This window comes from Paenibacillus albidus (assembly GCF_014644435.1).
GTDB lineage: Bacteria > Bacillota > Bacilli > Paenibacillales > Paenibacillaceae > Paenibacillus_AQ > Paenibacillus_AQ albidus.
This window is the reverse complement of the sequence record NZ_BMKR01000008.1, coordinates 217,310-236,313: the sequence shown is the minus strand read 5'-3', so window position 1 is coordinate 236,313 and position 19,004 is coordinate 217,310. Positions and strand designations below refer to the sequence as shown.

16 protein-coding genes and 2 pseudogenes are annotated in these 19,004 nt (G+C 49.4%); 14 read left to right on the top strand and 4 right to left on the bottom strand.

The annotated features are described in order from the left end of the window. Positions 1 to 28 precede the first annotated feature (28 nt). The 3 genes and pseudogenes from IEY53_RS12260 to IEY53_RS12250 all read left to right on the top strand — a co-directional run bounded on the left by IEY53_RS12260 (position 29) and on the right by IEY53_RS12250 (position 4,932). A pseudogene (locus IEY53_RS12260) lies at positions 29 to 3,013 on the top strand (glycoside hydrolase family 48 protein). 156 nt (positions 3,014 to 3,169) lie between these two features. Beyond that, positions 3,170 to 3,721, top strand: coding sequence for a PadR family transcriptional regulator (locus IEY53_RS12255; RefSeq protein WP_229696110.1), 552 nt, complete (start codon positions 3,170 to 3,172; stop codon positions 3,719 to 3,721). Beyond that, entirely contained in the window at positions 3,718 to 4,932 is a 1,215-nt protein-coding gene (locus tag IEY53_RS12250) for an MFS transporter (RefSeq protein ID WP_229696109.1), read from the top strand. Before IEY53_RS12255 ends, IEY53_RS12250 begins: the two co-directional genes overlap by 4 nt. 187 nt (positions 4,933 to 5,119) lie before the next feature. On the opposite strand, the pseudogene IEY53_RS36290 reads toward IEY53_RS12250, so the two are convergent. Together IEY53_RS36290 and mnmA are read right to left on the bottom strand one after the other, a co-directional pair. Further along, a pseudogene (locus IEY53_RS36290) lies at positions 5,120 to 6,678 on the bottom strand (IS1182 family transposase). 363 nt (positions 6,679 to 7,041) lie between these two features. Continuing rightward, positions 7,042 to 8,166 carry a tRNA 2-thiouridine(34) synthase MnmA gene (gene mnmA / locus IEY53_RS12240; RefSeq protein WP_189025223.1) on the bottom strand — a complete coding sequence of 375 codons (1,125 nt, stop codon included), beginning with the start codon at positions 8,164 to 8,166 and terminating at the stop codon, positions 7,042 to 7,044. Between the two features lie 328 nt (positions 8,167 to 8,494). On the opposite strand from mnmA, the gene cymR reads away from it, so the two are divergent. Then, complete coding sequence (gene cymR / locus IEY53_RS12235) at positions 8,495 to 8,914, top strand: cysteine metabolism transcriptional regulator CymR (protein ID WP_189025221.1); 420 nt, start codon at positions 8,495 to 8,497, stop codon at positions 8,912 to 8,914. 52 nt (positions 8,915 to 8,966) lie between these two features. Here the strand turns inward: cymR and IEY53_RS12230 are convergent, their stop codons facing one another. Further along, positions 8,967 to 9,599: a type 1 glutamine amidotransferase family protein gene (locus IEY53_RS12230; protein WP_189025219.1), complete on the bottom strand. Its 633-nt coding sequence runs from the start codon at positions 9,597 to 9,599 to the stop codon at positions 8,967 to 8,969. 151 nt (positions 9,600 to 9,750) lie between these two features. Beyond that, positions 9,751 to 9,975: a DUF6199 family natural product biosynthesis protein gene (locus tag IEY53_RS12225; protein ID WP_189025217.1), complete on the bottom strand. Its 225-nt coding sequence runs from the start codon at positions 9,973 to 9,975 to the stop codon at positions 9,751 to 9,753. A 455-nt stretch (positions 9,976 to 10,430) separates the two neighbouring features. Here IEY53_RS12225 and IEY53_RS12220 point away from each other — a divergent pair, with 455 nt between their 5' ends. The 10 genes from IEY53_RS12220 to IEY53_RS12175 all read left to right on the top strand — a co-directional run bounded on the left by IEY53_RS12220 (position 10,431) and on the right by IEY53_RS12175 (position 18,869). After that, positions 10,431 to 11,237 (top strand): class I SAM-dependent methyltransferase, encoded by an 807-nt coding sequence (locus tag IEY53_RS12220; protein ID WP_189025215.1) that lies wholly within the window; start codon positions 10,431 to 10,433, stop codon positions 11,235 to 11,237. Further along, a complete protein-coding gene (locus tag IEY53_RS12215) occupies positions 11,234 to 11,512 on the top strand; it encodes a YnaG family membrane protein (RefSeq protein ID WP_229696103.1) in 279 nt (92 codons plus the stop codon). Before IEY53_RS12220 ends, IEY53_RS12215 begins: the two co-directional genes overlap by 4 nt. A gap of 44 nt (positions 11,513 to 11,556) precedes the next feature. Then, complete coding sequence (locus tag IEY53_RS12210; RefSeq protein ID WP_189025208.1) at positions 11,557 to 12,048, top strand: 2-thiouracil desulfurase family protein; 492 nt, start codon at positions 11,557 to 11,559, stop codon at positions 12,046 to 12,048. 45 nt (positions 12,049 to 12,093) lie between these two features. Beyond that, the gene (locus IEY53_RS12205) at positions 12,094 to 13,245 is read left to right on the top strand and encodes a cysteine desulfurase family protein (RefSeq protein ID WP_189025206.1); all 1,152 of its coding nucleotides are present in this window, start codon (positions 12,094 to 12,096) and stop codon (positions 13,243 to 13,245) included. Between the two features lie 89 nt (positions 13,246 to 13,334). Then, the gene (locus IEY53_RS12200; protein WP_189025204.1) at positions 13,335 to 13,856 is read left to right on the top strand and encodes a PRC-barrel domain-containing protein; all 522 of its coding nucleotides are present in this window, start codon (positions 13,335 to 13,337) and stop codon (positions 13,854 to 13,856) included. Between the two features lie 14 nt (positions 13,857 to 13,870). Beyond that, the gene (locus IEY53_RS12195) at positions 13,871 to 14,080 is read left to right on the top strand and encodes a YrzR-like zinc ribbon domain (protein WP_189025203.1); all 210 of its coding nucleotides are present in this window, start codon (positions 13,871 to 13,873) and stop codon (positions 14,078 to 14,080) included. Positions 14,081 to 14,263: 183 nt separating this feature from the next. Then, positions 14,264 to 15,331 (top strand): AI-2E family transporter, encoded by a 1,068-nt coding sequence (locus IEY53_RS12190; protein WP_189025201.1) that lies wholly within the window; start codon positions 14,264 to 14,266, stop codon positions 15,329 to 15,331. A 51-nt stretch (positions 15,332 to 15,382) separates the two neighbouring features. Continuing rightward, on the top strand, positions 15,383 to 16,387 hold the full coding sequence (locus tag IEY53_RS12185; protein ID WP_189025199.1) for a helix-turn-helix transcriptional regulator: 1,005 nt from the start codon (positions 15,383 to 15,385) through the stop codon (positions 16,385 to 16,387). A 272-nt stretch (positions 16,388 to 16,659) separates the two neighbouring features. Continuing rightward, positions 16,660 to 17,262 (top strand): CPBP family intramembrane glutamic endopeptidase, encoded by a 603-nt coding sequence (locus tag IEY53_RS12180; protein ID WP_189025198.1) that lies wholly within the window; start codon positions 16,660 to 16,662, stop codon positions 17,260 to 17,262. 134 nt (positions 17,263 to 17,396) lie between these two features. Beyond that, the gene (locus IEY53_RS12175; RefSeq protein ID WP_189025196.1) at positions 17,397 to 18,869 is read left to right on the top strand and encodes a serine hydrolase domain-containing protein; all 1,473 of its coding nucleotides are present in this window, start codon (positions 17,397 to 17,399) and stop codon (positions 18,867 to 18,869) included. Positions 18,870 to 19,004 lie beyond the last annotated feature (135 nt).

Sequence of the window (19,004 nt, the reverse complement as noted above, 5' to 3'; positions counted from 1 at the left end):
TATTCACGAGAGGGAGCTGCCAAAGATGATGAAATTGAGCTTAATTAAGAAGCCTGTTTCTGTAATGATGGCCTTAGTCCTGTTACTCTCACTCACGACCGGTCTGTTCACTATAGGGCCCAGCACAGCAAAAGCTGCTTCGGCGGAAGAAACACGGTTTCTGCAATTGTATGCACAGCTTAAAGACCCGGCAAGCGGATATTTCTCGGCCGAAGGCATTCCGTATCATGCCGTAGAGACCCTGATGAGCGAAGCGCCCGATTACGGCCATATGACCACCTCGGAGGCCTACAGCTACTGGATGTGGCTCGAAGTACTGTACGGTCATCACACAGGGGACTGGAGCAAGCTGGAGTCCGCCTGGGACAATATGGAGAAATACATTATTCCGATTAATGAAGGCGACGGCGTGCAGGAGCAGCCGACGATGAGTTACTACAATCCGAACAGCCCGGCTACATACGCAGCTGAGTATGCGCAGCTTGATCAGTATCCCAGCCAGCTTAGCGGCAAGTATGCAGCAGGTAAAGACCCGCTGGATGCCGAACTGAAAGCAAGCTATGGCAACAACCAGACCTATCTGATGCATTGGCTGGTCGACGTGGACAACTGGTACGGCTTCGGCAACCTGCTGAATCCCAATCATACAGCCGCTTACGTAAATACATTCCAGCGCGGTGAACAGGAATCCGTCTGGGAAGCGGTCCCGCATCCGTCCCAGGACGACAAATCCTTCGGCAAGGCCGGTGAAGGCTTTATGAGCCTCTTCACCAAGGAGGGCAATGCGCCTGCCGCACAATGGCGGTATACCAATGCTACCGATGCTGATGCACGGGCCGTCTAGGCTATGTATTGGGCCAAGGAGCTTGGCTACAATAACAGTGTATATCTGAACAAAGCCAAGAAGATGGGCGACTATCTCCGCTATGGCATGTACGACAAGTATTTTCAACAGGTCGGAAGTGCTGCAGATGGTACTCCGCAAGCAGGAAACGGCAAAGATTCAAGCCAGTATCTGTTAGCCTGGTATACGGCTTGGGGCGGCGGACTGGGCGCAAACGGCAATTGGGCCTGGAGAATTGGCGCCAGCCATGCCCATCAGGGTTATCAGAATGTCGTAGCGGCGTATGCTTTGTCGAACCCTGACGGGGGGCTGATTCCGGCCTCTGCAACGGCAGGCGAGGATTGGGGCAAATCCCTGAAGCGCCAGCTGGAATTCTATAACTGGCTGCAATCCAATGAAGGTGCAATTGCCGGAGGGGCTACGAACAGCTACAACGGGTCCTATGCCGCCTATCCAGCCGGCACAAGCACATTCTACGGCATGGCTTTCGATGAAGCCCCGGTGTATCATGACCCGCCATCCAACAACTGGTTCGGGATGCAGGCCTGGAGTGTTGAACGTATAGCTGAGCTATACTATATCCTGGCTTCCAGCGGCGACACTTCCTCCGAGAACTTCCAAATGGCCAAGAAGGTCATTCAGAAATGGGTCGATTGGTCTGCTGATTATGTTTTTGCCGGTGAACGTCCGGCGACAGATGCAAACGGATACTATCTTGACAGTCAAGGCAACCCTATTATGGGCGGTGACAATCCTGACGTGGCCACTGTCCCGGCACCGGGAGAGTTCTGGATTCCAGGCAATGTGGAGTGGCAGGGACAGCCAAACAGCTGGACCGGCTTCAGCCCTTCTGCCAGCAACGCAGGTCTGAAGGCGATTACCAAGAGTCCGAGCCAGGATACAGGTGTTCTTGGCAGTTATATCAAAGCGCTCACGTTCTTCGCTGCAGGCACCAAAGCAGAGCTTGGCAGCTACACTTCTCTGGGCGGACAAGCGCAGGAGCTGGCCAAAGCTTTGCTGGATACCGCATGGGAGTACAATGACGGCATCGGTATTACCACGACCGAGCAGCGCGGTGATTATGCACGTTATTTTACCAAAGAAGTCTATTTCCCAAGCGGCTGGAATGGTACGTTTGGGCAAGGCAATACAATACCAGGTTCGGCGACGGTGCCCTCCGATCCGGCCAAAGGCGGGAACGGCGTCTACGCCAGCTACACGGATATCCGTCCAAACATCACGAACGATCCTGCCTGGCAGTCGCTGCTTGATAAATACAATACGTCCTACAACAAAACAACCAAGCAATGGGAGAATGGAGCCCCTGAATTCACCTATCACCGCTTCTGGTCACAGGTGGACATGGCAACCGCATATGCCGAATACGACCGTCTGATCAACAACGGCAACGGACCGGTAGAGCCGGCGGCGCCCAAAGCGCCATCCAAACCAGCCGCAACAGCCGGTGACAAGGTCGTGAATCTAAGCTGGAATAATGTAGCCGCTGCTGACAGCTACACGGTGAAACGGGCGACTGCGAGCGGCGGTCCTTACACGGCTGTTGCTTCAGTGACCCAGGCCACCTACAATGATGTTTCCGTGGTTAATGGCACAACATATTATTACGTAATCAGTGCGTCAAATACGGTGGGAACCAGCCCGGATTCACCGGAGGTCAGTGCCAAACCTGTGGCTGTGCCCGGTCCGGTGGAGGGGGATTTGATCGTACAGTATCGTACCAATGATACCAGCCCTGGCGATGGCCAGTTCCGGCCACAGCTGCGGATTGTGAACAATAGCGATAAAGCGGTTGCCCTTAGCGATGTAAAGCTGCGCTATTATTACACGATTGACGGTGACAAGCCGCAGCAATTTAATGTGGATTATGCTGCTGTGGGCGGCGGGAATGTACAAGGTTCTTTTGTAAAGCTTAATCCAGTCGTTACGGGAGCAGATTATTATGTAGAGATCTCCTTCAGTGCCGGAGCGGGCAGTCTGGCTCCAGGGGCCCATTCAGGCGAGATCCAGCTTCGCGTGAACAAAGCGGATTGGAGTAATTACAACGAAGCGGATGATTATTCTTATGATCCTGCGAAAACATCGTTTAGCGACTGGGAACGTGTACCCATGTTCGTAAAGGGGAATCTGGTCTGGGGGCTTCAACCTTGAGCTTCGTAAGGATTATTTAATGTAAAGTGACACAATTGGGGCGTCCTTTAGCCAAAACCTGGCTAAAGGACGCCCTTTCAAAATACATGCTGGAACTATTACTAAACGTGTAGTATTATATGTTTAATACTAAACGTATAGTAATGGAGGATGAAAATGACAAGAATGATGATTTTGGGACTGTTGAACAACTTTGGTTCCATGTCGGGGTATGAAATTCAGCAAATGCTGCAAAGTTCACAGACGGAGATGTGGGCGTACGTTCAGCCAGCTTCAATCTATCACGCCTTGCGCAAGTTGCAGCAGGAGGGGAAGATTATCCTGGAAACGGTAGAACATACCGGCCTGCGGGCGAAGGCGATATACAAAATCGCTGAAGATGGCGTTCTGGAGCTGCGGCAGCTTATCGAACAATCTCTGTCGAAGTCATCCGTAGTTTTCCCGGCCAGCTTATACACTGCATTGACGTTTATGGATGAATTGCCTGTGCCGTTAATCCTTGAAGCGCTTGCCAAGCAGGAGCGGGAAATAGCCGCCGTTATGGCGGCAATGAAACACGGGGAGGAGATGAAAGCTCAAGCCGGGGCGATGACAGTCCAGGCGGAAGCCGTCTTCACTAATATTTACGCCCAGGTCGGGATGCAGCTTGAATTTATCCGCAAATTAATCGTGGATCTTGAATCCCGGCAGGAGGGGGAATCCTTGTGAAACCTGTGAATACCGGGGAAATTACGCCTAAACAGCAAAAAGCTGCGCTGCTGGTTGTCGGACTTGCCGTTTTCACCGATATGATGATCTATGGGGTGGTGGTGCCGATTCTGCCACAATACGCGACTTCACTGGGGGCGAGTCCTGCACAGATTGGCATCCTGTTCGGCAGCTACGGCATTGCGCTGCTGCTTGCATCTCCCCTGTTCGGGCTGCTGTCCGACCGGATCGGCCGCAAAGGCCCGCTGCTGTGGGGGCTGCTTGGCCTGGCCGCAACAACGCTGCTGTTCCTGGCCGCCGATTCCTTCTGGCAGCTGGTAGCCGCCAGAGCACTCCAAGGCGTTGCCGCTGCTGCCACCTGGACAGCAGGCTTGGCGCTCGTAGCCGACGTCTACCCGGTCGCTGAACGAGGCAAAGCCATGGGTCTGGCCTTGTCCGGCCAGGCTGCCGGAACGCTGCTCGGACCTGCCGTAGGGGGCTGGCTGTACCAGCTAGGCGGATATGCCGCACCGTTCCTCTTTGTGGCAGCCCTGACGCTGACGGATGCCGTCTTGCGGATCGTGCTGCTGCGTAAGGTGCCGGATGTCACGGCCTCCGAGCCGCGCCAGTCCCGAAGTATGCTGCGCAGCCGCTCCTTGTTATTGATCTTTGGTATCGTCATTCTCGGAGCCGCTATTCCGGCGGTGCTGGAACCTACCCTGCCGCTGCGGCTGAAGGCGGTCTTCGGATTGTCTCCAGGGGGCATCGGGCTGCTGTTCATGATCCCTACAGCTGCCTACGGGCTGATCGCTCCGCTGGCCGGAGCCTGGGCCGCCCGGAAGGGGAACCTCCCGGTTATTCGTCTCGGGATGGTCATTACGGCGATTGCTTTACCGCTGAATGCGCTCGGAGCCAGCTTATGGCTGCAAGCCGCGACACTTGCACTGCTGGGCATCGGGATGGGAACGATTCTTTCCCCATCATTGCCGGAAATGGCGCTGGCTGCTGACCAGAACGGTTCACAATCGTACGGAATCGTCTTCTCTCTGTACAACACCGCTTATTCAGCAGGAATGATGACCGGGCCGCTGTTAGCGGGACTGCTTACGAATTACTTCGGGATAGAGATCGCTTATCTGGCTGCTGGTGCAATTATTTTGGCTTATCTGCTTCTGACGGTCGTTCGTGCCTCCGGCAGCCGCGGAGCGGGAACAGAACAGCAGGTGCGCTGACGAAATGCAGCCTGGGGTGATTCCAAGTGTTAATCTTTATGAATACAGCTGATAACAACTCATAAACACCTGTATAATTATCAATAGGCCGCAAAAGAGGCTGCCCCAAAAGTAGATTTTCTATGGCGGAAAGCAGTTCTCTTTATTCTTAAAAACACAAAAAGTGAGCAGAGCAGCGATTCCCCCGTTATTGGAGGATCGCTGCTCTGCGTTTTTGGTCATGGGTGGCTTGCTTTAACAGATTATGGGCAAGGGAAAGCCACCCAACTTCGATGGTCACCTTCTCCATCCCTCGAAGCAGGAAGCGCCGGAATCCCTGATTATTCTTCAGTTGGCCAAACACACTTTCCGGTTCCGTCATCCGACGAACAGCCAAGGCGTAGCCTTCTTCACTCCGTAGAATCTCCCGAGCCTGACTTTGGTACCGCTGTCGTTCCAAACTAACGACGACTTCCCGATTTCCTGTCGCTTTTGTACAACGTTCCTTCAGTAGGCAACCGTCGCAACTTGGGCTACGGTAATGACGTTTTCGAATTTCATACCCACTCTCCAACGTTTCCTTACTTTCTTTACGGAAATGCAGCGTTTGTCCGGCGGGGCACGTCCACGTATCCCCGGCGTCGTCGTACGTCCAGTTCTCTATCTTTCCGATATTCTCTTTCTACGTTTTGCTCTTTTCTTTGTGGTAGCTGCCGTATTTGACCACAGCCTTCACGTGTTCGTCTTCCAAATAGGCATAGTTCTCTTCACTGCCATAGCCTGCATCCGCAACCACCACCCTAGGAAGTTTCCCCAGGATCTTCCTTGCCTTTCCATATGTGGCTGTAAACAACGGGTATCGGTAGGTCTTGGGTGAAGACTGTAGGCCAAAATAAACTGATTTTCGGTTCCGATCTGTACATTATAACCCGGTTTGAGTTGACCATTACGCATGTGGTCTTCCTTCATCCGCATGAAGGTCCCATCCGGGTCGGTCTTGCTGAAGCTATTCCGGTCGCCAAGCAGCATTTGGTACTGCTCGTATTTCAGCAGTCTGGGCAGCAAATCCTTACGGAGCCGCTGAACGGCTTTTTTCAGTGGTTTGTCCTTGGGCTTGTCCAGCAGTTGCGACTCTAGCGTCTGGGTCATTTGTTCGAGTTTCTCACTGCTGATCTCGGCGGACTCGCCAAGTTCGCTCAGGTCCTGGCAGTGGTGTTCCTGTTCTTCTTGTTTCTCCGTGGCCTCAATGTCGGCAAACAATGCATGTATATTTCCTTGCAGCTTGGTCTTATGCTTACTGACGGCTTTGCCCCACACGAAGGTGTAGCGATTGGCATTCGCCTCTATTTTTGTACCATCTACAAAGTAATGCTCCAGGGAAATGTATTTTTCGTTCGCCAGAAACTGTAGGACAGAGGTAAATACGGTTTCGAGGACAGCCCTCATCCGCTGGGAACGGAAACGGTTGATCGTGCGGAAATCCGGGCGTTGTCGTCCGGCCAGCCACAGGAAAGGAATGTTTTCCCGGACCGCTTTGGCGATTTACCGGGAAGAATAAATGCGCTGCGTATACGCGTAGATAATGACTTTAGTAAGCATTTTGGGATGGTAGCTGTCGCGGCCGCCGCCGGGGTAGGCAGCGTCAAAGATGGCGTCGTCTAGCCGATTGACGGCTGCATTAACAAGACGAACAAGGTGGTTTTCTGGAATGTCTTCTTCCAGATCCATTGGGAAGCAAAGTGGGTCCATGGTATATTGAATGTACAAAAGAAACCTCTCCTTTGAAATGGTTGGTCGCACTTCCATTTTACCAAAAGAGTGGTTGCTTTTTTGCGTTTTTATAAATATTGTAGTATGTTTCCCGCTTAAACAGCGGAGAGGACGGAACGATTGTGGAAAAGCGATAGCGTTCGCCTTTGTGTCCGGATTTTCACCGCTAAGGGGAATAAAAAAATCTGGACACAAGAGCGATTGGAACAACGGTCCGTTCGCGGAGCGTCCTCATGGAGCACAACGTTTGTCCGACTCCAAAAACAAGGGATGTCCCAAGTAGCCATTTCATGGCTTATGGGACACCCTCTTTGCAAAAATATAAATATTCACTCCATTACTCAACGGCTTTCCCAATGGTTAGTTCGTTTGCGCCGAAGGAACAATCTTCTCTGCAACTTCGATCGTTCCGCCGCCAAGGCATTGCTCGCCCAGGTAGAATACCACGGCTTGACCTGGCGTAATGGCCTTTTGCGGAACATCGAAAGCGACGTGTACGGTTCCGTCCTCGCGTGCCGTTAAGGTCACACCTTGATCCGGCTGGCGGTAGCGGAATTTGGCTACACACTGCAGCGGGTCAGAGCCAAGACCCTGTCCGTCGATCCAGTTCACACCCGAGGCGGTCAGACTCGTCGAATACAGGCTGTGATGCTTGTCTCCCTGCACGACGTAGAGAATATTGCGCTCCAAATCCTTCTCAGCCACAAACCACGGTTCGCCCGTGCCCGAGCCGCCGATGCCAAGGCCTTGGCGTTGGCCGAGTGTATAATACATCAGCCCTTCGTGGCGGCCTTTGACTTCCCCGGTGGCAATATCCACCATGTCACCCGATTGGGCCGGCAAATACTGGCTGAGGAATTCGCGGAAGTTGCGTTCCCCAATGAAGCAGACGCCGGTGCTGTCTTTTTTCTTCGCGGTATAAAGTCCGGCCTCTTCGGCAATTCTCCGTACCTCCGGCTTCGGCAGATGGCCGATCGGGAACATGGCTTTGCTTAGTTGATACTGATTCAGCGCATTGAGGAAATAGGTCTGGTCTTTATTGTTGTCCACGCCGCGCAGCAGCTTGAATACGCCATTCTCTTCAACGACCCGTGCGTAGTGCCCCGTTGCTACATAATCCGCACCAAGCTGCAGTGCTTTGTTCAGGAATTCCCCGAACTTAATCTCACGGTTGCACATTACGTCCGGATTCGGAGTGCGCCCCGCCTTATATTCATCGAGGAAATAGGAGAATACTTTATCAAAGTATTCCTTCTCGAAATTAACGGTATAGTAAGGAATGTCGATCTGCTCGCATACCCGGCGGACATCCTCTGCATCACTTTCGGCCGTACATACACCGAACTCGTCGGTATCATCCCAATTCTTCATGAAGATGCCGATGACGTCATAGCCCTGCTGTTTCAGCAAAAGCGCAGTAACGGAGGAATCAACGCCTCCGGACATCCCGACAACGACGCGTGTATCTTGGTTAGCTTTTGTCATCGTAATCACCATTTCTGTGCAAAATATAAAGCGGGTAAGCCCGGCATTTCATGAAACACCCGGCTCAAAAAGTATTATAACATAACTGTCTACTGCAAACCGACCCTCCGCCGCTTATATTGCCCTAAAAACAAGTGTGAAATGGCTAAAATGTCCGCGTGGGGAGAACATTATGCTAAAAAGTTACGTTTTGTTCTCCAAATGTAACTGCGGATATGATAACATAAACTATAGAGCAAACATCGGAATACCTTGATATGAGATATCACCTGTGTTACCCACTTATAAACGTAGCAGAATCAGCAACTAAATCGAAAGAGGTGCCCCTTTGAAAATATCGACAAAAGGACGTTATGGATTAACCATTATGATGGAGCTGGCCCGGAGATTCGGCGAAGGCCCGACATCACTGAAAAGTATCGCCGAGAAAAATGGCTTGTCCGAGCATTATTTGGAGCAATTGATTGCCCCCCTGCGCAATGCAGGTCTTGTTAAAAGCATCCGTGGAGCCTACGGAGGTTATATTTTGTCCCGTGAATCCAGCACCATCACCGCCGGTGACATCATCCGCGTACTCGAAGGCCCTATTTCGCCTGTGGATTTCACCGAAGAAGATGATCCCGCCAAACGCGACCTGTGGCTGCGTATCCGCGACGGCATTGCCGATGTACTCGATTCCACCACACTTTCCGACCTCATCAACTTCAAGGAAGAGAGCCAGGCGGATAATTATATGTTTTACATCTAGGAAAGAACACCAAACTCATCCTTCTCAAGAAATTTGGGGAGGATTTTTTAGCTCATTTATTTATTGAATTCATTAACTGGAAGAAGTATTCAGGTTGATGAGTCTTATTCAGGTTATACCATGAATGCAAGGTATCAGGTGCAAATACATCTAATTTTTTCAGTACTTCCATCGCAAATTCCAAAGGAGCTACTCCTGATGCAGTAACCAAATTCCCACCAGATACTGCAGGTCCCATCTCATACAATTTTTCTCCTTTATAATTAGGAGAGACCATTTTAATATACTCTAGGTCATTGCTTGTATGCTTTCTAGAATCTAAGTATCCCATATTAGCCAGTCCCTCAGTCGCACCACAAATTGCAGCAACAATAGTGCCAAGCTCCAAAGCTTCGCCAATTTTTTGCAAGAGAGGTTGATGAATATCTTCTCCCCAAGTATTCCCTCCAGGTAAAATTATTAGATCTTTACTCTCAAGAGTACATTCATCAAGGGGAATATCTGGTTGTATGCTCAGTCCTCCCATCGTAGTAATAATTTCTTTATTGGCTCCTACGGTAACTACTTTTAAAGGTGCTAAATCTTTTTTGAAATATCTTCCTGTGTTTAGTTCAGCAATTAAATATCCATATTCCCAGTCTGACATTGTATTAAATACATAAAGATAAACTTTTTTTGTTTGCATCTAAGTAACACTCCAATCACATTTGATATAGCCTATTATAATAGTACTTCCCTGACAGCTATTGTCAGGGAAGTACTATTACTTGATAAAATTTTATTAACTCCAACAGAACTTCAATAGTGCAATGTATGTATCACCGGTATTTGGGAAATTAAAGTAGCATCAGTATACCGAATATAATCATCAAAGCCCCTACTGATATAGCAATAATTCCTGTGAATTTTATGGAGTCTATGTAGGAAACGCTTGGCTCAGAGTCGCCCTTCACTTTCCAACCCTCATTCATACGCCATCCAAAGGTTGGATTTTTGCGAGTATATATTCCAAAAGCAATTGTTGATAAACCAAGAATAAGAAAGATAATACCTCCGAACATTCGATCAGCTCCTTTGTGAGGTTATACGTAAAGAAATGGAAAATGGTTCAGGAGTATTTTACACATTGTTCCAGTAATGATAAAATAGAAGGATCTGAAATAACGAAACCCTGCCGATGGTGGGGTGTTTTATTTTTAAAGGAGGAGATCGATTTGCAAAATGTTCTTAGGTTAGTTGGGATCTTATTTAGTGTATCGACCCTCATCCTGGCAATAACCTTTTTGTGGGGAGAGGATCAAAGCCGCGTAGTGAGATTGTCCTGGGCGATGCTTGGGATGTCCGGGGCTCTAATCTTTAATGGAGGCGCCACATACTTGAATACTAAAGATAAGATGGGTGCATTGTCATCGGTTGTTGGATTCATTCTTATGATAGTCACACTTACGCAATCCCCTTTTTAATTTTTGTGACAGTACGGAAATGAAGTGAAGTTTAGTTGGAAAAGGTGATTCTAATGAACGACTATGGGGCTGAATTATTTCAGGGGACGGCTTGGTACTATAGTAAATACCGGCTACTTTACCCTGCATCGCTTATTCGGTATATAATTGACAAGTTTTCGCTGAACGGTGAAGGCTGCATGCTAGATTTGGGGTGCGGCAGTGGACAGCTGGCATTGCGGTTTCAGGATTGGTTTGAACAAATCGTAGGTGTAGATACGGAACCGGAAATGTTAGCAGAAGCGAACCGTCTGTCTATCGAGAACAGGGTGGACCATGTGAAATGGTTATATGGCAAAGCGGAAGATTTGGCGGGCGATTGGGGGGCCCTGAGACTGACGATCATTGCAAAAGCATTTCATTGGATGGACAGAGAAGCCGTCCTTGAAATTCTCTATAACACTACTATCCCAAATGGGGGTATAGCCATCGTCGATAATGATCAGAAGCAGGAGCCCCTGACCTGGCAGCTCAAGGTGGATGAAGTAGTCAAACGCTGGCTGGGAAAGGAAAGACGGGCGGGCAGCAGCGTATATGTACCTCCAACAGAACGGCATGAGGTCCTTGTAGCTAAATCCAAATTCATAAATGTAGAAAGACATGTTTTGCCAAGTTATGTACACAGGTGGTCGGTCGAAACGATAATCGGAAATCTGTATTCTACTTCGTATGCTGCCAGGCGTTTCTTTGGAGATCAACATGAACGATTTGAAGATGAGTTGAGAACTGCCTTGTTAAGCCTTGACTCAGAGGGTGTATTTACAGAAGAAATTCCAGTAAGTATCATTACGGCTTTCAAAAGAGTGGAGTGTTTCATTTGAAAAAGGCAATGGCCCTCATAGCGCTGGCTTTATTTGCGATTACAGCCTTAATGACAATTTATAGCTTCGTATTCCCGTTTGAGGCAGGACAGCGGCTGCAAGGTCTGTGGTTTGGAATGATTGTGGTGCTGTGTCCGGTTGGCCTGGTGCTGGGTGTGGGGAGTATTGGCAATCCCCAGCCTAAATTCAGCACGGCGGCGATAATCGGCCATATTGTGTTGGCAGTTTTTCTGGTGCTGTACATGACCCTGGGTTATCTTGTGTTTGGGGTCTAAGCTATTCAAGGGATTGGTTTACAAGGTACACGGAGGTGTTCGGTGTGATATTGGTAAGCTCATGTCTTGCAGGAATGAAGGTTAGATATAACGGCACGGATTGTCTGGATGATACCATTCAAAGCCTGCTTGCGGGCAACCAGGCGGTGGCGGTGTGTCCAGAGCTGCTTGGCGGATTCGTTACACCGCGGGAGCCGGCTGAAATTGTCGGCGGAGATGGAGACGATGTGCTGGCGGGCCGGGCACGGGTAGTCGACAAGTCCGGGACGGATGTCACCGAGATGTATATTCGGGGGGCGCATATTACTCTGGAGAAAGCGCGCGGGGTCGGAGCGAAAGTTGTTGTACTCAAGGAGAACAGCCCTTCTTGTGGCAGTGCGATGATCTATAACGGCACTTTCAGCGGTGAAAAAATAGCGGGGCATGGCGTCACAGCGGCACTGCTCAGGCAGCATGGGATCGAAGTCGCTTCCGAAACGCAGCTGCAGGAGCTGCCTGCATTGTTGAGAGGCCCAAAGCAGCGTATAATCGAGTAAACAAACGTAACGTTTTACCATTCCAAGAAGCGGAGAATTCAACCTATGACAAGAATCTATTTGGACCATGCTGCCTCAACCCCTGTTCATCCTGAGGTAGCCAAGGTCATGCTGAATATAATGACTGAGCAATACGGCAATGCGTCCAGTGTTCATCAATTCGGGCGTTCTGCCAAACGGATGATCAACGGGGCGCGCGATATGATTGCCGCCTTTTTGGGCTGCAGCCCGGAGGAGTGGGTATTTACCGGCGGAGGCACGGAGAGCGATAATCTGGCCTTGTTTGGTGCGGCTGCCGCCACTGCGAATAAAGGAAGGCATATCGTCACTACAGCAATCGAACATCATGCTGTGCTGCATACCTGCAAACAGCTGGAAAAGGAAGGCTGGAGCGTCACTTATCTTCCTGTGGATTCGACTGGCCGGGTTTCGCTGGCCGAGGTCGCAGCTGCATTGCGCGAGGATACGGTTTTAATTAGTATCATGTTTGCCAATAATGAGACGGGGACCGTTCAACCGCTTCAGGAGATCGGTGAACTGGCCGCAGAGCGGGGCATATTGTTCCATGTGGATGCCGTTCAGGCTCTGGGGGCGCTGCCGATTGTCCTTCGTGAGCTGCCGGTTGATTATATGAGCTTCAGCGCCCACAAGATTAACGGGCCTCAAGGAATAGGCGGACTGTATGTCAGACGCGGCGCGCCGCTGAATTCAAGGCAGCATGGCGGCCTGCAGGAGCGGGGGCGGCGTGCGGGAACCGAGAATCTGGCCGGGGCTGCAGGTTTTGCCAAGGCTGTCCAGTTGGCGGTGCAGGAGTTTTTGCAGCGGCAGGAGAAAGCGAATCTTTTACGGAGTACACTGCTGCAGGAATTGGACAGGCTGATCGGGCCGGAAGGTTATGCGATTAACGGTAATCCGCGTCATTTTGTGCCGAATATTCTCAATCTCAGCTTCCCGGGAGTCCGGACGGATGTGCTGCTGATGAATCTGGATATGGAAGGGATTGCTGTGGCCAGCGGATCGGCCTGTACCTCGGGTTCACTGGAAATCTCCCATGTTCTGCAAGCTATGAATCTTTCTGATAATCTTTTAGACTCCGCGATTCGATTTAGTACTGGTTTGGGTAATACTGTTGGAGAAATGGAGTACGTTGCCCGAAAAATTGAAACCCTTTTGAATCGCCTGCGTAATAGATCGTAGCCGCTTCGAATTTTCGATCCTTTTCGGGGTCTTTCGGGGTTGACCCTGAAGACTCGTAAGTACACTCAAAGTGAGGGGCTAAGGCAGCCATGAGACTTCAAGAAATGATCGGTTTGGCTGTATATGAAGTTGAAGAAGGTAATGAAATCGGCACAATTGTCGATGTTATGCTGGATTCAAACTGGAAGATTACGGGTATTGAACTGGAAAGCAAATCTTTTTTTACCAGTCATGTGAAAGTTGTGGCATGGGAAGATATTGTCGCTTACGGCGAAGATGCTGTCATGATCCGGAGTAAAGAGTCGATTGTGAAAGCAGAATCCGACCATATACCATATACTTTTCTTTTGGGAAAGAACAAACTTAAGGAATTGCAGGTACTGACTACAACCGGAACGATACTTGGACGAATATCCGATGTTTATTTTGACCAAAAGTTGGGAAACACAATAGTAGCGCTGGAAATCAGTGACGGACTTGTAACTGATTTGATCGAAGGCCGCAAATGGCTGCCTTGTTCTGAGGAAATGTCCATTGGGGAAAACGCTGTGATGGTGCCCGCGATGAGCGAAGAACGGCTTCAAAAAGCCATTAATATTGTTAACGGATAGGTGGAATGAATGAGATGAAATGTCCAAACTGCAATTCCAAAGACATCGGCAAGATTGGCTCCCACCAGTTCTATTGCTGGGGTTGTTTCATTGAGCTGACCGTAAACGGTGAGAAAATGTCGGTGTATCAGGTGGAAGAAGACGGAACACTCAGTTCGCTTGACGATTTGTTCTCCGGCGATGAAATGGTTCAGGAGTTCCCGCAGATTCATGCTTCCTCTTAAGTAAGGAATTGCAGTGAAGCGGGTACATATTCATAATGAAACGCCAATTCCTTTCAGCTTTTCACAGCTGCAAGGATATTGGCGTTTTTTTTATGCGATGAGGGGTTAGGCGGTTATTTTGCGGTGGGCATACATATACTTATTTACGAAGCCAGTCCAGTTATACCGCAGGAGGTTCTCAGTATGGAGCAATGGTCCCACAGTAAATGGTTCCGCTGGATGGTCGGAGTTCTGCTTGCGCTGATCATTTTGTATTTCGTGTGGCAGCTCCGTCCGATGCTGCAAGGAGTTTTTATGTTTTTAAAGGCTATTCTGGCCCCTTTTCTGGCAGCCATGATTATTTCGTATGTGCTTAATCCCGTAGTCAGCCTGCTTTCACGCCGAAAAATGCCGCGAAGCATCGCAGTCCTGCTGATCTACGCCGTATTTCTGACCGCCATTGCCGTTATTGCCATCAATCTGATTCCGATGTTTATCGAACAGCTTGAGGAACTAAACGAACATCTGCCCGAGATGACACTGCACGCGCAGGGGCTGATGCGCCATATGAATTCCAGACTGATCCCTCCGGGCGTAGAGATGGGGATGAACAACTGGTTTTTTCAGCTGGAGGACCGTCTGGCCAAAGGGATATCCCATTTTCTCGATCATATCGGGACTACAATAGGGCTGCTGTTCAATGCATTTATCGTGCCGTTCCTGGTGTTCTATATTCTCAAGGATTTCGATGTGTTTGAACGGACTGTGGTTTCCTGTCTGCCCCGTTCCAAACGCAAATCCATCGTGAGGCTGCTCAAAGACATTGATGAGGCACTCGGCAATTACATCCGGGGGCAATTTCTGGTCTGTCTCATTATCGGAGTGCTCGCATATATCGGTTATGCCCTGATCGGAATGCCATATGCCTTGCTGTTTGCCAGCGTCGTGGCCGTTTTTAACATTATCCCTTATATGGGGCCTTTTCTGGGGGCGGCTCCCGCGATCATTATGGCCTCTACCCTTTCGCTGCGGCTCGTGCTGCTGGTGGCGGTGGTCAATACACTTTGTCAAATTGTGGAGAGCAATATTATTTCGCCGCAGGTTGTGGGCCGGAAGCTGCATCTGCACCCGCTTTTAATCATTTTTGCCCTGCTGGTCGGAGGAGAGGTCGCCGGTATGCTTGGACTTATCCTCGCCGTTCCGCTGTTTGCTGCAGCCAAAGTGGTGCTTCAGCATTTTATGACCTATTATATTAAGCGTAAGCCGGCGTGAACAGAAAGAGGAATAGGACCACTATAAATATAAAACAAAAGGGGAACCCTAATGCAAACGTTACAGTCCCTAGAGTATGAGGAGCTTTATTCACATTACAACAAATACTTGTCCGAATTTCTCCCATACAGCTCCAACAACCGCTACACGGATCTGATTACTCTGCCTGAATCCATTGGCAGCGGGATGATCAGCAGGACGCGTTTACGGCCCGGCATGGAGATTATTATAGCCGACTGCCGGATGAAGGACGTTCATACCATGCAGCTTCACGGCAATCTTCCGATGGTGGATCTGACATTCTGGATTCAGGGCAATATTGAAATCCTTCATTCCGGAACACAAGAACAGATTTCCCCAGGTCTTGGACACCTTACTTTTGGCCTGGAGCAGCAGCTTGAACTAAAATATGCGGCAGGGGTGCCAATAACCATCTGTGAAATTCGTTTGGCTACAGCTTTGTTTGACGAATTAATGGATGAACTGGGCCAAGCGCGTTACAGCTTTGCATTGATTCTTGATGGACGGGAGAATCGCATATTCCACCAGTCGATATTACCCAAGGTGCAGTCCATTCTGCAGGACATTCGCTCCCACCCCTTTGCCGGTCCGATGCGAAAAATGTTCCTGGAAGGAAAAACTCTGGAACTGCTTGCCCTCTGGTTCCAGCAAACCCTGTTTGAAGACGAAGTGTCTGCGCAGCGGGGCGGAATCCGGCTGCGTAAAGAGGATATCGCGAGAGTGCGCGAGGCGAGCGAGATTTTGGAGAAGCGGATGGAGCAGCCCCCGTCATTGCTGGAATTGTCCAAGCTGGCCGGAATTAGTGATTCCAAGCTGAAATCTGGGTTCAAGGAACTATTCGGTACTACCGTCTTCGGTTATTTAAAAGAAAAGCGGTTGGATAAAGCAAAGGAACTGCTCGAAATGGAACGAATCAATGTCTGTGATGCTGCGATTATGGTAGGATACTCCAACCCGAGCCATTTTGCAGCGATCTTCAGAGAGAGGTTCGGATGTAATCCGCGTGAATGGATCATTGAATCCAAACGGTTGTAATCAACAAACGGCAGCACCCAACCCTACGCTGTTACTTATTAAACGTACCGGGGCGGAGATCTTCTGCATAGGATGATAGACTGAATGCAACCGCGGTTAAATTCACATCATCCTGGAGGTCCGCCTTGAATACTCACCCTATTAGCCTGGCAGAAACAGAGCAGCATTCGTTGGCAAAATCAATAGCATATCATCTCCTCCCCGGTATCATACCCTTTTTGTGTGTTCTATTCTTCGCGCCATTTCTGATAAGGTCGGGCCTGACGATTGGGTTGGCACTCAATCTTGTGCTGTTCCTATCGATTGTTCCGGTCCAGCTCGGGATTCTGCTCTATACCGCCAAGAAGCAGACCGGTAGATTTACGTTACAAGGTATTCTTCCATACCGTCAAAAACTGCCCATGCGGCAATATTTCATTTGGGTTCCTGCACTGCTGGTCTGGTTTATTTTGGTCTTCTTCCTGCTGGAACCGGTAGGCAATTATCTGCTGGAGTATGTGTTTAATTTCTTCCCGGCATGGTTCAATCCTGCTGCTGATATGCTGTCCCGGTATTCAAGTGGCATGCTGCTGGCATCCTGGGCCAGTGATTTGATTCTGCTTGGAATTTTTGTGCCGATTGTGGAGGAATTGTATTTCAGAGGGTACTTGCTGCCCAGGCTGAGCAGATATCAGGGAGCAAGTGTCTTCATCAATACAGTTTTGTTCGCCGTGTATCATTTTTTCTCCCCCTGGATGGCCGTTACCCGAATTATCGCGATCTTCCCGATGTGCTTCATCGTATGGCGCACCAAAAACATCTACCTAGGCATGGCAGTCCACGTTCTGCTTAACCTGATTTCCTCACTGTCACAGTATAATCTGTATATGGGCTGACTGCGCTAATCCATTCAAATACTCGTTGGCGCTATCAGGATTATGCTCTGCATACGGAGCGGAGGGGAATGATAATAATGTGTTTCAGCTCGAGAAAATCTAAAAGGATTAACCGTAAAATATATATCACCTTATTGACGCTGGTATTATTTGCTGCCTTGTTCTCGAGCACAACCGCCGGTGCTGCTTCAAGCTTCGACGGGACCGGGGTGGACCAGTATATGAAGAATGCCATGGAACGGCTGAGAATTCCCGGAGCAGCCCTTGGGATCATTAAAGGAAACCGGATTATTTATTTGCAGGGATACGGCATTTCAGGTCCGGAACAGAAGCCGGTAACACCGCAAACACCATTTATTCTGGGTTCTACCAGCAAGTCTATTACGGCTTTGGCGGTGATGCAGCTGGTGGAGGAAGGCAAGGTTGACCTTGAAGCGCCCGTGCAGCGGTATTTGCCGTGGTTCCGTCTGGCGGATAAACAAGCTTCTGCTAAAATTACAGTCCGTGATTTGCTGCATCAGACCAGCGGCATCTCTGAGTATGAAGGCCGGGCCACTATGGCCTCGGATAATCTGCCGCTAGAAGCCCATCTGCAGAGCATGAAGGATGTTCCTCTAGCCCAACCTGTGGGTTCAGGATACCAATATTCAAATCTGAATTATGATATTCTGGGCGGCATCGTTCAGGCAGTCTCTCAGCAGCCATACGGCGATTATATTAAAGACCATATATTTACACCTTTAGATATGTTACATAGTACAGCCTATGCCGAAGAAGCCCGGAGATATGGCTTGGCTGCGGGCTATCAGCCTATTTTTGGCAAGATGACTTCTACCCCGCAAATGGACCACACTGCATCTGTACCGGACGGCAATCTGATCTCAAGTGCAGAAGATCTATCCAATTATTTGATCGCTCAGATGAACGGCGGGCAGCTTGAGAATCGTACAGTGCTGTCAGAGGATGGCATCGAGCAACTGCACAAGCCTGCTTCCCTGATACAGGAAGGTGAGTATTATGGAATGGGTTGGATTATCTCTTCTGGAAATGTATGGCATAATGGAGCTACCGAGAATTCTTCTTCCTATTTATTAATGGACAGAGAATATGGCATCGTTTTGCTGTTCAACTCCGTCGATTTTTTGGCCGATTATGATGGTGTTCCTTTGGCGATTCAACAGCTGCTGCATGGGCAGGAGGTTTCCGTAGATAAATTGCCGGATTTTTGGCAAACGCACTTGCTCATTAATGGTGTTCTTCTGTTATTTACTATTTTATATCTGTTGTCCTTACGCGGCTTAATGAAATGGAGGAATACGAAGCTGCTGACCAAAAAGAAACAGGCTCTCCGCGAGGGAAGCCTGATCTTGATCAATATCCTGCTTCCATCGGCTGTTCTGATCTTTGTTCCCAGGCTTTTGCTTCCTTGGCCGGTTGCCTTGCTGTTCCTGCCGGGCATTGCCCACTTTGTCCTATTCTTCTGTCTGCTGCTATTGGCCGCAGGGATGGTTAAAGCGGTGCGGATGGGGAGAGATATGGCGGAGATGCCAAAATCATTGACTATAGTCAATGATTTTGGTTATAATGTTGGGGAATATTACGATTAGAGCCTGATACACATACTTAGTACATGGATGAGGAGTATTAATTCACAGTTCGTTATCGCAGAGAGCCGGTGCAATAGGTGCGAGCCGGTTGACGGAACGGAATGAACTCACCTCGGAGTAACGCCGCAAGCCGCA

Coding starts and splice junctions, on each gene's coding strand:
- IEY53_RS12255 (WP_229696110.1), top strand. CDS start 3,170: ATGACAAGAATGATGATTTTGGGACTGTTGAACAACTTTGGTTCCATG.
- mnmA (WP_189025223.1), bottom strand. CDS start 8,166: ATGACAAAAGCTAACCAAGATACACGCGTCGTTGTCGGGATGTCCGGA.
- IEY53_RS12230 (WP_189025219.1), bottom strand. CDS start 9,599: ATGCAAACAAAAAAAGTTTATCTTTATGTATTTAATACAATGTCAGAC.
- IEY53_RS12225 (WP_189025217.1), bottom strand. CDS start 9,975: ATGTTCGGAGGTATTATCTTTCTTATTCTTGGTTTATCAACAATTGCT.
- IEY53_RS12220 (WP_189025215.1), top strand. CDS start 10,431: ATGAACGACTATGGGGCTGAATTATTTCAGGGGACGGCTTGGTACTAT.
- IEY53_RS12205 (WP_189025206.1), top strand. CDS start 12,094: ATGACAAGAATCTATTTGGACCATGCTGCCTCAACCCCTGTTCATCCT.
- IEY53_RS12200 (WP_189025204.1), top strand. CDS start 13,335: ATGAGACTTCAAGAAATGATCGGTTTGGCTGTATATGAAGTTGAAGAA.
- IEY53_RS12195 (WP_189025203.1), top strand. CDS start 13,871: ATGAAATGTCCAAACTGCAATTCCAAAGACATCGGCAAGATTGGCTCC.
- IEY53_RS12190 (WP_189025201.1), top strand. CDS start 14,264: ATGGAGCAATGGTCCCACAGTAAATGGTTCCGCTGGATGGTCGGAGTT.
- IEY53_RS12185 (WP_189025199.1), top strand. CDS start 15,383: ATGCAAACGTTACAGTCCCTAGAGTATGAGGAGCTTTATTCACATTAC.